At 73.1% G+C, this 14,637-nt stretch carries 12 protein-coding genes; 9 read left to right on the forward strand and 3 right to left on the reverse strand.

Annotation, left to right across the window (positions count from 1 at the left end; genetic code table 11):
• Positions 1 to 83 precede the first annotated feature (83 nt).
• The 3 genes from AB0E96_RS02135 to AB0E96_RS02145 all read left to right on the forward strand — a co-directional run bounded on the left by AB0E96_RS02135 (position 84) and on the right by AB0E96_RS02145 (position 5,084).
• Entirely contained in the window at positions 84 to 2,363 is a 2,280-nt protein-coding gene (locus AB0E96_RS02135; RefSeq protein ID WP_359817413.1) for a collagenase, read from the forward strand.
• A gap of 557 nt (positions 2,364 to 2,920) precedes the next feature.
• Positions 2,921 to 3,967 carry a cytochrome P450 gene (locus AB0E96_RS02140; protein ID WP_359817415.1) on the forward strand — a complete coding sequence of 349 codons (1,047 nt, stop codon included), beginning with the start codon at positions 2,921 to 2,923 and terminating at the stop codon, positions 3,965 to 3,967.
• A gap of 61 nt (positions 3,968 to 4,028) precedes the next feature.
• Positions 4,029 to 5,084, forward strand: coding sequence for a cupin domain-containing protein (locus AB0E96_RS02145; protein WP_359817417.1), 1,056 nt, complete (start codon positions 4,029 to 4,031; stop codon positions 5,082 to 5,084).
• Between the two features lie 12 nt (positions 5,085 to 5,096).
• Here AB0E96_RS02145 and AB0E96_RS02150 read toward each other — a convergent pair whose 3' ends face one another.
• Positions 5,097 to 7,187: an ABC transporter ATP-binding protein gene (locus AB0E96_RS02150; RefSeq protein WP_359817419.1), complete on the reverse strand. Its 2,091-nt coding sequence runs from the start codon at positions 7,185 to 7,187 to the stop codon at positions 5,097 to 5,099.
• A gap of 253 nt (positions 7,188 to 7,440) precedes the next feature.
• On the opposite strand from AB0E96_RS02150, the gene AB0E96_RS02155 reads away from it, so the two are divergent.
• The gene (locus AB0E96_RS02155; RefSeq protein ID WP_359817421.1) at positions 7,441 to 7,584 is read left to right on the forward strand and encodes a hypothetical protein; all 144 of its coding nucleotides are present in this window, start codon (positions 7,441 to 7,443) and stop codon (positions 7,582 to 7,584) included.
• 75 nt (positions 7,585 to 7,659) lie between these two features.
• Positions 7,660 to 8,181, forward strand: a complete 522-nt coding sequence (locus AB0E96_RS02160; RefSeq protein WP_359817423.1) for a histidine kinase — start codon at positions 7,660 to 7,662, stop codon at positions 8,179 to 8,181.
• Between the two features lie 151 nt (positions 8,182 to 8,332).
• Here AB0E96_RS02160 and katG read toward each other — a convergent pair whose 3' ends face one another.
• Positions 8,333 to 10,549 carry a catalase/peroxidase HPI gene (gene katG / locus AB0E96_RS02165; RefSeq protein WP_359817425.1) on the reverse strand — a complete coding sequence of 739 codons (2,217 nt, stop codon included), beginning with the start codon at positions 10,547 to 10,549 and terminating at the stop codon, positions 8,333 to 8,335.
• A 289-nt stretch (positions 10,550 to 10,838) separates the two neighbouring features.
• Between katG and AB0E96_RS02170 the strand changes: the two genes are divergently transcribed.
• The 4 genes from AB0E96_RS02170 (at position 10,839) to AB0E96_RS02185 (ending at position 13,889) form a co-directional block, all read left to right on the forward strand.
• Positions 10,839 to 11,255 carry a Fur family transcriptional regulator gene (locus AB0E96_RS02170; protein ID WP_359817427.1) on the forward strand — a complete coding sequence of 139 codons (417 nt, stop codon included), beginning with the start codon at positions 10,839 to 10,841 and terminating at the stop codon, positions 11,253 to 11,255.
• A 130-nt stretch (positions 11,256 to 11,385) separates the two neighbouring features.
• Positions 11,386 to 11,865, forward strand: coding sequence for an Rrf2 family transcriptional regulator (locus tag AB0E96_RS02175; protein WP_359817429.1), 480 nt, complete (start codon positions 11,386 to 11,388; stop codon positions 11,863 to 11,865).
• A gap of 90 nt (positions 11,866 to 11,955) precedes the next feature.
• Entirely contained in the window at positions 11,956 to 13,185 is a 1,230-nt protein-coding gene (locus AB0E96_RS02180; RefSeq protein WP_359817431.1) for an MFS transporter, read from the forward strand.
• An 83-nt stretch (positions 13,186 to 13,268) separates the two neighbouring features.
• Positions 13,269 to 13,889, forward strand: a complete 621-nt coding sequence (locus AB0E96_RS02185) for an L-threonylcarbamoyladenylate synthase (RefSeq protein WP_359817433.1) — start codon at positions 13,269 to 13,271, stop codon at positions 13,887 to 13,889.
• A gap of 25 nt (positions 13,890 to 13,914) precedes the next feature.
• On the opposite strand, the gene AB0E96_RS02190 is transcribed toward AB0E96_RS02185, so the two are convergent.
• On the reverse strand, positions 13,915 to 14,523 hold the full coding sequence (locus tag AB0E96_RS02190) for a cytochrome P450 (protein WP_359817435.1): 609 nt from the start codon (positions 14,521 to 14,523) through the stop codon (positions 13,915 to 13,917).
• Positions 14,524 to 14,637: the final 114 nt, after the last annotated feature.

The raw sequence follows: 14,637 nt of genomic DNA on the forward strand, positions 1-14,637 counted from the left end.
ATTTTACATGTCACACAGCAAGTCCCGTGCGCCCCACGCCGCACGGCCACCCCCACCCTCAACGGTCCCGGAGGCCCCCACAGATGCGTTCCTCCTCGATAGCGAAGGACGGCGTGCGCGGACTCCCCGCGCTCGGCACCGCCCTCCTCCTCTCACTCGGCCTGTTCGCACCGGCGGCACACGCCACCGAGACCCCCTCGGCCACCCCGGCCGGCAAGCCCGCCACCTCGGCCGGGAAGGCCTCGCCGCGCACGATCCCCGTGCCCAAGTCGCCCGACACCCCCAAGGACGACCGCCCGCTCGTCTCGGACCCGCAGGCCAAGGCCACCGCCCCGACGGCGGGCAGCTCCGTCGGCGCCGCCGCGTCGGCGCGGTCGCTCACCGCCGCGGCCTGCGACGTCTCCGCCTTCACCGGCAAGTCCGGTGCCGCGCTGGTCCAGCAGGTCAAGACCGCCGGGCTGGACTGCGTCAACACGCTGTTCCAGGTCACCGGCAACGACGCCAAGGCCGCCTTCAACGAGGCCCAGATGGTCACCGTCGCCAACGCCCTGCGCGACACCGCCGCCACCTACCCCGGCGACAACTCCACCTCCGCCGGGCAGCTGGTGCTCTTCCTGCGGGCCGGCTACTACGTGCAGTGGTACAACAAGGACGCCGTGGGCCCGTACGGCGACAGCCTCAAGACCGCCATCCGCGGCGCGCTGGACGCCTTCTACGCCGCCCCGCACAGCAAGGACGCCACCGACGCCAACGGCGCCACCCTCGCCGAGGCCGTCACCCTGATCGACAGCGCCCAGGAGAACGCCCGCTACACCGGCGTCGTCAAGCGGCTGCTGAACGACTACACCGGCAGCTGGCCCGCCGCGATGACCAGCGCCGTCGCCAACACCGAGACCGTCATCGAGCGCGGCTTCGACCTGCCGGAGTTCGTCTCCGCCCTCCAGACCGACCCGTCCTTCGCCACCACGGTGTCCTCCTTCGTCACCCGCAACAGCAGCCTGATCGACGGCGGCGACGTGGTCACCAAGGTCGGCATCCAGCTCGGCAACCTGGTCGCCAACGACACGCTGCGCGCCCAGGGCCGGCCGATCCTCAAGGACCTGATCAACCGCTACCCGCTGGTCGGCAACACCGGTCCGCTCACCATGAACCTGCTCTGGTTCACGGAGAAGAAGGACGCCGGCAACTGCTCCTACTACGGCACCTGTGACGTGCCCGCCAAGCTCGTCCCGCTGGTGCTGCCCGTCGACCACACCTGCAACGCCAACCTGCGGATCCGCGCGCAGGAGATGACCGCGCAGCAGCTCGCCGACACCTGTACCAGCCTGGTCAACCAGGACGCGTTCTTCCACAAGGTCGTCAAGGACAACGGTCCGGTCCCGAACGACAACAACACCAACCTCGAGGTGGTCGTCTTCGACGACTACTACAACTACAGCCTGTACGCCTGGGAGATGTACAAGATCGAGGTCGACAACGGCGGCATGTACGAGGAGGGCGACCCGGCCAAGGCCGGCAACCAGGCCCGCTTCATCGCCCACGAGGCCTCCTGGCTGCGCCCCCAGTTCCAGATCTGGAACCTCAACCACGAGTACACCCACTACCTCGACGGCCGCTACGACATGTACGGCGACTTCGAGGCCGGCATGACCACCCCGACCATCTGGTGGGTCGAGGGCCTCGCCGAGTACGTCTCCTACAGCTACCGCGGCGCCCACTACGACGACGCCGTCGCCCAGGCCGGCAAGGGCACCTACGCCCTGAGCACCCTGTTCGACACCACCTACGACAACGCGGACTCCACCCGCGTCTACAACTGGGGCTACCTGGCCGTCCGTTACATGCTCCAGTCGCACCCGCAGGACGTCGACGCGCTGCTCGCCAAGTACCGCGCGGGTGACTGGAACGGCGCCCGCACCCTGCTGAAGACCACCATCGGCACCACGTACGACGCCGACTTCGCCACCTGGCTGAAGGCCTGCGCCGCCGACAACTGCGGCTCGCTGCCCACCACCGAGCAGCCCAAGGCCCCGCTCTGCACCGCCACCGACGCCCGGCAGTACGACAAGAACTGCCGCCGCGACAACGTGGCCGCCACCACCGGCAACTACAGCTACAGCTTCCTGAACCTGCCGGCCGGCGTGAAGCAGCTGACCATCACCACCAGCGGGGGCACCGGCAACGCCGACCTCTACTACAACGCCGGCTCCTGGGCCACCACCGGCTCGTACACGGCCAAGTCCGCCCACGCCGACAACGGCGAGACCCTGACCATCACCAACCCGCCGGCCGGGTACGTCTTCTTCAGCCTCTACGGTCAGCAGGGCTTCGGCGGCGTGACCGTCACCACGACCTACAACTGACCGACCGTACGGGCGCCGCACGCGCCACGACGTTCCCGCTCACGCAGCAGGGCCCCGCGACCTCCGCGGGGCCCTGCCCGCGTTCACGGCCCCGGCATACTCCCCCACCTCGGGGTTCAAAGGGGTTATAACGATTGGCAACCGAATAGCGGTGTTAACGCGGTGCAGAGATCGCATAATTCTCTGCCGGAGGGGTGTCCGGGCATCGAACTTTCGGTTAGGGTCCGAGACAGCTGAACCCGTTCGGCTTCTGGCGCCGGAATGCCGAATACCACCGATGGCTCGGACTGCGGCGGTTTCGCCGCAGCCGCAATCCCCGGAATGGAGAACAGTCATGAAGATGATCAAGGCCCTCGTCAAGAAGTTCAAGAAGGAGCAGGACCTCGCGAACTACTCGTGGGTCCCGCACGTCATCTGACGTGGCAGTTCACCGGCGGGGGCAAGGGTCGGCCGCGCCCCCGCCGGTCCCGTTCCGCACCCTCGGCACAATCTCCCCCCTCCCCGCAGCCGCCGCTCCCCGGACATTTCGAAATGGAGGCAGGATTCCCGTGGAAGAAATGTCGACGGCAGTCGCCCCCAGCCATTCCCTCGCGTTCGCCCCGCGAATCCAGGAGCTGCTGGACCGGGACGAGAAGGTCTTCCGCATCGACCCGGACAAGGTCGGCGTATCGGACTCCCGGCTGCTTGCCGAAATCGTCGCGGCACGCCCGGTGCATTCCACCGAGCGCTCGGTCTACAAACCCGCCGCCGGCGCCGACATCCCCCACGACAGCGCGACCCGGACGATCCGGGCCCTCGGGCAGGACGCCATGGCGGGCATCCGCAAACCGCCGCCCCCGGCCCGCGGAATGTCCGGCACCTGGCCCTACGCGGGCACCTCCCACCTGCGCCGCTGGCTCTTCTCCGACGACGCGCTGCCCGTCGCACTGCTGTCGAAGCGCGGCGTCTCCCGCTCCGACTCCCTCTCCCTGCTCGTCGACCGCGCCGTCACCCGCTGGCCCGGCCGGCCGGGCCGGGCCGGCTCGACCGAACTGGCCGGGCTGATCCGCGACGCCGAGGACCCGCTGGAGCGCAGGCAGGCCGCCGCGATGTACCGGCGGGCGACGGCCACCCTGTGCGACGGCGTCGCCGGCCTCACCGGCAACGCCCTGTGGCTGATGGGCCCGCAGCGGCGTCAGGAGTGGCACCGCGGCGACCTCACCGCGATCCTCTGGGAGACGCTGCGCCTGCTCCCGCCCGCCTGGATGCTGTACCGCAAGGGCGGTGAGGCGTACGCCGGGCTGCACCCCGAGATCCGCCCCGGGGACGACATCGCGCTCTTCCCGCTCCTGATGCATCGTCACGCCGACTACTGGTCGCAGCCCTTGGAGTTCCGACCGGAGCGCTGGGACGGCGTCGCGGACCCGGAGAAGGCGCCCGCCTTCATGCCGTTCGGATTCGACGGCGCCCGCTGCTGGGCCAAGCACCTGGTGGTGCCGCTGGCCGAACGGCTGCTGACCACCGCCCTGGAGAACGGGATCCTCGTCCGCAGTCCCCGGCCGGAGGCGGAGGTGCCGCTGCGCTCCCTGCTCTCCGTCCGCTTCGAGGCGCGGCTCGCGGTCTGACCCCCCATCCCGACGCCCCGACGCCCCACTGATTCGCCGCCTCGACACCACGGGACACACCATGGAATCGCCCACACTGGCCGACTGGGTCGGCGACGTCGACGGCTTCACCGGCCGGCTGTGGCAGCGCGAACCCGCGCTCTTCCCCCGGAACGGCCCGCAGGCCGCCGCCCCCGCCCCGCCGTTCGACCTCGACGAACTGGACGCCGCCTTCGACAGCGGGCTGCTGCGCACGCCGTACCTGGAGATGGTCCGCTCCGACAAGGTCACCATCCCGCCCGAGGCCTACACCGCCCCGCGCGTCGTCAACGGCGTCACGCACCACGGCTTCGCCGACCGGGCGAAGGTCCTCGCCCTGCTCCGCCGCGGGGCCACGCTGCTGCTGCGCCGCGTCGACCAGTGGCACCCGGCGACCGGCGAGCTGGCGGCACGGCTCTCCGAGGAGCTCGACCGGCGGGTGGAGGCCTTCTTCTTCGTCACCCCGGCCGGCGGCCAGGGCCTCGCCGTGCACCGCGACGACGCCGACGTGTTCGTGCTCCAGGCCGCCGGGCGCAAGACCTGGTACGTCCACGACGCGCCGACCACCGCGCACTGGCGGCTCGGCGAACTCCCGGACGACGAGCGCTCCCCGCTGCGCCTGCACGGCGTGCTCGAACCCGGCGGCGTGCTCTACGTCCCGCGCGGGTTCGCGCACCGGGCGGTCGGCGCCGGAGGCCTGTCCGCCCACCTGTCGCTGACCGTCCGCGACCTCTCCGTCCAGGATCTGCGCACCGCCCTGGAGGGGCAGTTGACGGCAGGCCTCGTCCTGCCCGCCCGCCCGCTCGGCGAGGCCGCGATCACCGAGGCCTGCGCCGCGCTGCTCGACCACGCCCGGGCGCGGCTCGACGCGCTCGGGCCGGCGGAGCTGCTGCGCGCCGCCCGGGCACGCGCGGCGGACCCGGCTGATTCAGCGAACCCGGCGGGCCCGACGGCTCCGGCGGGCCCGGCGCCGCGGGAGACCCTCGCCGGGGCGGCCCGGGCCTGGGAGCCCGGTGCGCCCGTCGCCGGACGCACCGGGCCGGCCTCCGTCAGCCGCGCCTGGCGCAGACTGCGCGGTGCGGCCCGCGCCGGAGCCTGACGGCCGTACCGGTCAGCGCTCCTCCTCCCCCGTGCCCGTCCGCTGGGCGGGGACCGCACGGTCCCGCTGGAGGTCCAGCAGTTCCCGGAACAGCCCGTCCGGGCGCGCGGCCAGCTCGGACCAGGTGCCGGACTGGACGATCCGGCCCCGGTCCATCACCAGCACCCGGTCCGCGACCGCCGCGTTGGCGATGTTGTGGGTGACCAGCAGGGTGATCCGGCCCGGAGCGAGGTCGCGCAGGGCGTGCAGGATGCGGTGCTCGGCGCGCGGGTCCAGGTCGGAGGTCGGCTCGTCCAGGATCAGCAGGCCGGGGCTGCGCACCGTGCGGTAGAGCGCCCGGGCCACCGCCGCGCGCTGCCAGCCACCGCCCGACAACTCGGCGCCGCCCCACCAGCCCTGGGCCAGCAGGGTGCGCCAGCCGGAGCGCAGCCGGGCGACCACCTCGTCGAAGCCGGTGCGCGCCGCCGCGTCCTCGACGTCCGCCATCGGCCGCTCGGTGAGGTGCCCCAGGTGGACGTTCTCGGCGGCGCCGAGCGGCCAGCGGGCGAACTCCTGCGGCACCCGCGCCACCCGGGCCCACATGGCGTCGGCGTCCAGTTCCTCCACCGGAACGCCGTCCCAGGTGATCCGGCCCGACTGCGGCAGGTAGAGGCCGGAGAGCAGCTTCAACAGGGTCGACTTGCCGCTGCCGTTCTGCCCGATGACGGCGACCACCTCGCCGGCCCGCAGCGTCATGCTGACCCCGCGCAGGGCCGGCTCCTGCTGCTCGCCCGGGTAGCGGTGGACCAGGTCGGTCACCTCGACCGACCGCGGTGCGGCGGGCACCCGGTGGCCGCGCCGGATGCGGTGGCCGCCGGCCTCGTCCAGGAAGGTGAAGTAGTCGTCCAGGTACAGGCCCATCCGGTACAGCCGGGCGCCGTTGCCGACCAGGCCGTGCAGGCCGGTGGCGGCGGTGCGCAGCGCGAAGGTGGCGGTGCCGGCCGCCGCCAGGTCGATCCGGCCGCTGCCCACCAGGAAGAGCAGGGTGCCCCAGATCAGCGCGCTGCCCGCCCCGGTGCCGAGCGCGGCCAGCAGCGAGACCTTGGCGGCCTCCTTGGTCGCCCGGTCGGTGGCCGCGACGATCTTCCCCTCGGCACGGCGGTACTTGGCCATCAGGAAGGGCGTGACCTGGTCCGAACGGACCTGGTCCGCACGGGTCTTGTCGATCAGGAACCACCGGTAGACGCGCAGCGCCCCGCGGTCCTCGTTGGTGGTCACCGCCGCCAGGTAGTGGATCCGGGCGGTGCGCACGGCGCCGACCCCGGTCGGCACCGAGCCGAGCAGCAGCAGCGGCACCAGCCAGGGGTGGAGGGTGGCCAGGACGCCCGCTGCGGCGGCCAGCGAGACGGTGGAGGCGATCACGTCCTGGGCGTTGGAGAGCAGGTCGGGCGTGGTCGAGGCGCCCCGGTCGGCGGCCTCCCACTGCTCGTTGTAGGCGGGCTCGTCGTACGCCTTCAGCTCGGCGGCGCACCCGGCCGCGATCAGCGCCAGCTCCGCCTCCCGGGTGATCCGCGGCGAGACCCGCCCGGACAGGCCGACCACGGTGATGCCCAGCACGGCGCGCAGCGCGGCCGAGACGGTGAGGAGCAGCAGTGAGGGCGCGGCGGTGCGCAGGTGCTCGGTGACCGGGCCAGGCACCAGCAGGGCGCCGAGGGTGCCGGTGGTGGCGTACAGCGCGAGCGCCCCGAACACGCCGGCCAGCACCTGGCAGACCAGCAGCAGCACGGTGGACGTCCGGTCCGCCGCCCAGGCCAGCGTCATCGCGCGGCGCACCAGGTGGGGCAGGCGGCGCAGCATGGCGCTCGCCGACATCGAGGCGCCGGCCCGGGCCCGGCGGTCGCCGGGGAAGCGCAGGCGCAGTTCCTCGTCGTGCTCGGCCTCGTCCCGCTCGGCCTCGCCGCGGTCGCGGCCCTCGTCGCGGTCCTCGTCGCGGTCCTGCTCGCGACCGAGGTGCTCACGACCGACGTGCTCACGGCCCTCGCGCCGGGCCTCGGCGGGCTCGCGGCCGTCCGGCTCGGCCTGGGGCTTCTCGGGGTTCCCGGGTTTGTCGACCTGCTGGGACACGGTGGTCCTCCCTGGTACGGCGGCCGGTGGCCGCGGCGGGTCCGCACGCGGGCAGCCCTCACCGCCGGGTGGGCGCGGTGGGTCGGCAGCGGTGCCGGTGGCACTCTGCGAGGGGCGGTCTGCCGGTGCGGACCCCGATCCTGGCAGCGGTCCCCGGGGTGCTCGGGCGTGTCCCGGCCGCACTCACTCGATCCGGGCAATTCCGTGTCGGCGACGGCGAGTTGGTGGCAATCGATCACCGGAGAGGTCCGCCGTGTTCGATTTCGGAGGGGACGGCGCACCCGGTCCGCCGATCGGCACCGCCGACACCCCGGAGGAGGGCGTCGCCCTGCTGGTCGAGCACCTCCCGCCGGACCTCGGACCGGTGCTCGACCACCCGCCGGAGGCCACCCGGTAAGCGCTCCTGTGGCCGGGGCGGCCATGGGAGGCCACGATGGAAGACCCGAGCGACCCCCGTCCCGATCGGAGTGCGATGAGCGACCGGCACAACGTCGTCCTGCTGACCTTCCCCGACGCCGGCTCGTGGCGCCCGGCCTTCGACGAGGCGCAGCACCTGCCGGGCCTGCGGATGGCGGCGGCGATGGAGCGCAGCGCCGACGGCCTGCTGGAGATCGAGGACACCTTCACCCGGGGCGCGGGTCTGGCCACCGTCGGCTCCAGCGTGCTGGGCGGCCTGATCGGGCTGCTCGGCGGACCGGTCGGCGTGCTGCTGGGCTTCGCCGCGGGCGCGGCGCTCGGCAACGCCGCCGAGGAGCACCAGGCGAGCGAGGGCGGCGCGGGGCTGATCCTGCTCTCGCCCCGGGTGCCGGACGGCGGGGCGCTGCTCGCCCTGGAGATCAAGGAGTCCGCCCCGGGACCGGCCGACGAGCTGGCCGCCCGGCACGGGGCCGCGGTCGAGCGGATCGACGCGCACGCGTTCGCGGAGCAGGTCCGGGCGGCCGAGAAGCGGGCGGAGGAGCAACAGCCGGACGGAGGTGCCGGCGAGGCCGGGTGAAGCCCGCCCGGCACCGCGAACGCGCCCGCCGTCCGGGCCCGCCATCCGGTCGGCGTGGGCTCGCCGGGGGTCCGGTAGCACGCGACGGCGGGAGTCCGGGGTCGGCGCCCCGGGCTCCCGCCGTCAGCCGTCAGCCGTCAGCCGTCGAGTGTCACGCGAGGTCGAAGCGGTCCGCGTTCATGACCTTGACCCAGGCCGCGACGAAGTCCTCCACGAACTTCTCCTTGGCGTCGTCGGCCGCGTACACCTCGGCGACGGCCCGCAGTTCGGCGTTCGAGCCGAAGACCAGGTCGGCACGGGTGCCGGTCCACCGCACCCGGCCGGACTCGTCCCGGGCCTCGAAGGTGTGGGCGTCCTCCGAGGTGGCCGTCCAACTGGTGCCCAGGTCCAGCAGGTTGACGAAGAAGTCGTTCGTCAGAACACCGGGGGTCTCGGTGAGCACGCCGTGCGCGGACCGGCCGTGGTTGGCGCCCAGCACGCGCAGGCCGCCGACCAGCACGGTCAGCTCGGGCGCGCTGACGCCCAGCAGGTTGGCCTTGTCGAGCAGCAGGTACTCGGCCGGCAGCCGGTTGCCCTTGCCGACCCAGTTGCGGAAGCCGTCCGCCTTGGGCTCCAGCGCGGCGAAGGACTCGGTGTCGGTCAGTTCCTGCGGGGCGTCCACCCGGCCGGGTGCGAACGGCACCTCGACGGCCAGACCGGCCGCCTTGGCGGCCTGCTCGACGCCGACGCCGCCGGCCAGCACCACCAGGTCCGCGAGCGAGACCTGCTTGTCGCCGGCCTGGGCGTTGAACTCCTGCCGCACGCCTTCGAGGGCGCGCAGCACGGTGGCCAGCCGGTCGGGCTCGTTGACCTCCCAGCCGATCTGCGGCTGGAGCCGGATGCGGCCGCCGTTGGCGCCTCCCCGCTTGTCGCTGGAGCGGAAGGAGGAGGCGGCCGCCCAGGCGGTGGAGACCAGTTCGGACACCGACAGGCCGGTGGCGGTGATCCGCCGCTTGAGGTCGGCGACGTCGGCCGCGCCGATCTGCTGGTAGGTGACCTCCGGCAGCGGGTCCTGCCAGAGCAGGTGCTCGCCGGGGACCTCCGGGCCGAGGTAGCGGACGACCGGGCCCATGTCGCGGTGGGTCAGCTTGAACCAGGCGCGGGCGAAGGCGTCGGCGAACTCCTCCGGGTTCTCCAGGAAGCGCCGGGAGATCGGCTCGTAGACCGGGTCGAAGCGCAGCGACAGGTCGGTGGTGAGCATGATCGGCACGTGCCGCTTGGCCGGGTCGTGCGCGTCCGGCACGGTGCCCTCGCCGCCGCCGTCCTTGGGCTTGTACTGCCACGCGCCGGCCGGGCTCTTGGTGAGCTCCCACTCGTAGCCGAACAGCGTCTCGAAGAAGCTGTTGTCCCAGGTGATCGGGGTGGGCGTCCAGGTGCCCTCCAGACCGCTGGTGATCGCGTCGCCGCCGACGCCGGTGCCGAAGCGGCTCTTCCAGCCGAGGCCCTGCTGCTCGATCGGGGCGTCCTCGGGGGCCGGGCCGACGTTGTCGGCCGGGCCGGCGCCGTGGGTCTTGCCGAAGGTGTGGCCGCCGGCGATCAGCGCGACGGTCTCCTCGTCGTTCATCGCCATCCGGTAGAAGGTCTCGCGGATGTCGCGGGCGGCCGCGATCGGGTCCGGGTTGCCGTTGGGGCCCTCGGGGTTGACGTAGATCAGGCCCATCTGGACGGCGGCCAGCGGGTTCTCCAGCTCGCGGTCGCCGGTGTAGCGCTCGTCGCCGAGCCAGGTGGTCTCGGGGCCCCAGTAGACGTCCTCGTCGGGCTCCCACTCGTCGACCCGGCCGCCGCCGAAGCCGAAGGTGCGGAAGCCCATGCCCTCCAGGGCCACGTTGCCGGACAGGACGATCAGGTCGGCCCAGGACAGCGCGCGGCCGTACTTCTTCTTGACCGGCCACAGCAGGCGGCGGGCCTTGTCCAGGCTGGCGTTGTCGGGCCAGCTGTTCAGCGGGGCGAAGCGCTGCTGGCCGCCGCCGGCGCCGCCGCGGCCGTCGCTGATCCGGTAGGTGCCGGCGCTGTGCCAGGCCATCCGGATGATGAACGGACCGTAGTAACCGAAGTCGGCCGGCCACCAGTCCCTCGAAGTGGTGAGGGCCTCCTGGATGTCCCGCTTGACGGCCGGGAGGTCGAGGGTCTTGAAGGCCTCGGCGTAGTCGAAGTCCGCACCGAGCGGATTGGCCACGGCCGGGTTCTTCGCGAGGATCTTGAGATTGAGCCGTTCCGGCCACCACTGGCGGTTCCCGCCGCCCTGGGTGGGGTGCGGCGCCCGCCCGTGGATCACCGGGCAGCCCTCCGCGTTCGCCTCTACGCCGGTTGCATCGTGGTTGTCAGACATGGGAATCCTTCCCTCACAAGGCGGATCACGGTGTCTTCTCTGCTACCTACGGCACCTACTGCTGCTGCCTGGTCCTGGCGCGTCACGTGTGGCCGCTGCTCGCCGTTGCGCACGGCGGCGACGGAAGTCACGTGCTGCTGCTACCCAGGCTAGCGCCGGAGCCGATCCTACGATGGACGGAATCCAAGTCAAGAAAGACACCAAAGCCATATCCGATCGGGAACCGGAAGGCACCGGATGTGCATTGGTAAACTCCGGTCCTCCCCTTGACCTGAATAGGTGAACCGATATGAGTGACCTGCTGGAGCGGCTGCGCGGGCGCGGCTGGCGCCTCACCTCCCAGCGGCGTGTCGTGGCCGAGGTCCTGGACGGCGAGCACGTGCACCTGACCGCCGACGAGGTCCACGCCCGGGCCGCCGAGCGCCTCCCGGAGATCTCCCGGGCCACGGTCTACAACACCCTCGGCGAGCTGGTCACGCTGGGCGAGGTCGTCGAGGTGGCCACCGACGGGCGCGCCAAGCGGTACGACCCCAACGCGCACCATCCGCACCAGCACCTGATCTGCACCGGCTGCGGCGCCATTCGCGACGTCCACCCGCGGGGCAATCCGCTGGCCGACCTGCCGGCCGAGCAGCGCTTCGGATTCGCCGTGGCGCAGGCGGAGGTCACCTACCGGGGGCTGTGCCCGGACTGCTGCGCGAACTGACCACCGGCGCACCGTCGGCCGGTGCGCCGCCCCGCACTACCACGCGCCGTCCCGCACGCCGTCCTGCTCGCCTTCCACCTTCCGTCGTCACGTCTTCCGCGAGGAAACCAGGACATGTAGTGTCCCGGTTATGCGCATGGGCGAGGGAGTCGAGTGGGGCCTGCACTGCTGCCTCACGCTGGCCTGGCTGGACGACGGCCGACCGGTGCCGACCGCCCGGCTGGCGGCCTGGTTCGACCTCCCGCCCGCCTACCTGACCAAGCGCCTACAGGCGCTGGTCCGGGCCGACGTCCTCAGCTCCGTCCCCGGCGCCCGGGGCGGCTTCCGGCTGGCCCGTCCCCCGGAGCGGATCACGCTCATGGACGTGGTCGCGGCCATCGAGGGCCCCGACGACCTCTTCCGCTGCACCGAGATCCGGCAGCGCACGGAGGGGGCGGCCGCCGCCGGCGACGACTTCCGGCTCCCGTGCGGGGTGGCCACCGCGATGCGCCGGGCCGAACTGGCCTGGCGGCGCGAGCTGGCCGGACAGACGGTGGCCGACCTGATGGCCGCCGCACCCGCCGGCGCGGCCGAGCGCACCCGGCGGCACTACGCCCGTCTGACGGGCTGAACGCTCCCCTTCCCCGGCGCTCCTCCCCTCCCTTCCGCCCCCGCTCCCGTACCCCCGCGGGCCCCGCACCGACTCCCGAGGTGAACCCGGATGTCCGATGTCCTGATTACCCCCGCCCCGCCGTCCCCACCCGGGCCGACCAGCGGATTACCCTCCACCCTGGTCCTGGCACTGGGCACCTTCGCCGTCGGCACGGACGCCTTCGTGGTCGCCGGATTCCTCCCCGCCATGGCCGCAGACCTGCGCGTCACCCCCGCCACCGCCGGCCAGTCGATCACCGTCTTCGCCGCCGCCTACGCCGTCCTCTCCCCCGTGCTCGCCACCCTGCTGGCCCGCCTGCCCCGACGGACGCTGCTGGTCGCCGCGCTCACCACCCTCGGGGTGGCCAACCTCGGCTCGGCGCTCGCACCGGACGCCGCCGTCCTGCTCGCCACCCGCGTCCTCGCCGCGGCCGGCGCGGCCGCGTACACCCCCAACGCGGGAGCGGTCGGCGCCTCGCTGGTCCGCCCCGAACTGCGGGCCCGCGCGCTCGCGGTGGTGATCGGCGGCCTGACCGTCGCGACCGCGCTCGGCGTGCCGCTCGGGAACGCCGCGAGCCACTGGTTCGGCTGGCGCACCGCGCTCGGCCTGGTCGCCGGACTCTGCCTGCTGGTCGCCGCCGCCCTGCGCGCGAGCATGCCGCCGCTGCCGGGCAACGCCCGGGTCCCGCTGCGCACCCGGCTCGCCGTCCTGCGCCGCCCGGCCGTCCTCACCGTGCTGCCGCTCACCGTCCTCGGCATGGCGGCGAGCTACACCGCCTACGCGTACAGCGTGCCGGTGCTGGGCGCCGTCGGGGTCCCGGAGGGCTCGGCGCTCTGGATGCTCCTCCTCTACGGCCTCGGAGCGGTGGCCGGCAACCTCGCCGCCGGCTGGGCCACCGACCGCTGGAGCTCCACGACGGTCCTGACCGCCGGGTACGCCACGATGGCGGCGGCGCTCGCGGTACTGGCCGGGCTGGCGGCGTCCCGCACCGGGGCCGTCCCACTGGTCGGACTGCTGGTGCTGCTGTGGGGGGCGAGCAGCTGGTGCCAGACGCCGCCGCAGCAGCACCGGCTGATCGGCGTCGCACCGCAGGAGGCACCGCTGGTGGTCTCGCTCAACTCCTCGGCCATCTACGCCGGGATCGGCCTGGGAACGGTGCTCGGCGGCGCGACCCTCGGGTCCGGGGCGGCCGTGGTGTACGGGCTCGGCGCGGGGATCGCGGCGCTCGCGCTGCTGTTCCTGCGCGGCTCCCTGCGCGTCCCCCCGCGCTCGTCCCCGCGCCGGGCCCCGCGGGAATGACCGGCAGGACGCCGCTGGGGGCGGACGCACCGGCACGGAGGCCGCTGCACCGAACGGGGGCCGGGATCCCTTAGGGTCGGCCAATGGCGAAGTACTTCGACGTGCACCCGGAATCCCCCCAGCCCCGCACCATCGGCACCGTGGCCGACGGCCTACGGTCCGGGGACCTCATCGCGTACCCGACCGACTCCTGTTTCGCCCTGGGCTGCCGCTTGGACAACCGCGACGGCCTCGAACGGATCCGGTCGATCCGGCGTCTCGACGACCGCCACCACTTCACGCTGATGTGCATGGACTTCGCCCAGCTCGGCCAGTTCGTCCACATCGACAACAACGTCTTCCGCGCCGTCAAGGCCGCGACGCCGGGCAGCTACACCTTCATCCTGCCCGCCACCAAGGAGGTCCCGCGCCGCCTGATGCACCCGAAGAAGAAGACCGTCGGCGTCCGGATCCCCGACCACACCGTCACCAGGGCCCTGCTCGCCGAACTCGGCGAGCCGCTGCTCTCCAGCACGCTGCTCCTGCCCGGCGAGGACGAACCGATGACCCAGGGCTGGGAGATCAAGGAACGGCTCGACCACCAGCTGGACGCCGTGCTGGACTCGGGCGACTGCGGCACGGTGCCGACGACCGTCGTGGACTTCTCCAGCGGCGAGGCGGAGATCGTCCGTCGCGGGGCCGGCGACCCCGCACGCTTCGAGTAGCCGTCGGCCCACCCGGGCGGCCGTCTCAACCCCACTGGACCGGCAGTGACTTGAGGCCGTTCTGGAAGTTGGACACCAGGTGCTGCGGCGGCCGCCCCGGCACCAGGGCGAGCCCGGGGAGGCCTGCGAGCAGCTCGCGCAGCGCCGATCGCAGCTGGATCCGGGCGAGTTGGGCGCCGAGGCAGAAGTGCGGCCCGTGGCCGAAGCTCACGTGGTCGTTCGGACTGCGGGTGATGTCGAAGCGGTCCGGGTCGGGGAACACCGCCCCGTCCCGGTTGGCGGAGGCGTGGTAGACCACCACCTTGTCGCCCCGCCGGACCGCCCGTCCGCCCAGCTCCACGTCCCGCGTCGCGGTGCGGCGGAAGTCCGTCACCGGCGGCCAGTACCGCAGCATCTCCTCCACCGCCGAGGGAACCAACTCCGGGTTGGAACGCAGGAGTTCGTACTGCCCCGGATGGCCGAGCAGGGTGTAGAGGCCACCGGGGAGGCCGTTGCGGACGGTCTCGTTCCCGGCGACGGCGAAGAGGAAGAACATCGTCTCGAACTCCTCGACCGTCAGCCCCGCCCCGAGCGTCCGGGCGAGCAGGCCGCCCGGGGCGGGCCGCCGGGCCAGGCCGTGGGCGTAGGCGAACATGTCCGCCAGCGCGGCGCGGGAGCGGGGGTTGACCGGCCGCGCGGCCGGCGGGGGCGAGCCCCGGGGGGGGGGGGGGGGGGCCGGCGCGGGGCCGTCCGGGCCGCAGGGGCGCGC

It is taken from the genome of Kitasatospora sp. NPDC036755, assembly GCF_040636595.1.
In the GTDB taxonomy this organism is placed as follows: domain Bacteria; phylum Actinomycetota; class Actinomycetes; order Streptomycetales; family Streptomycetaceae; genus Kitasatospora.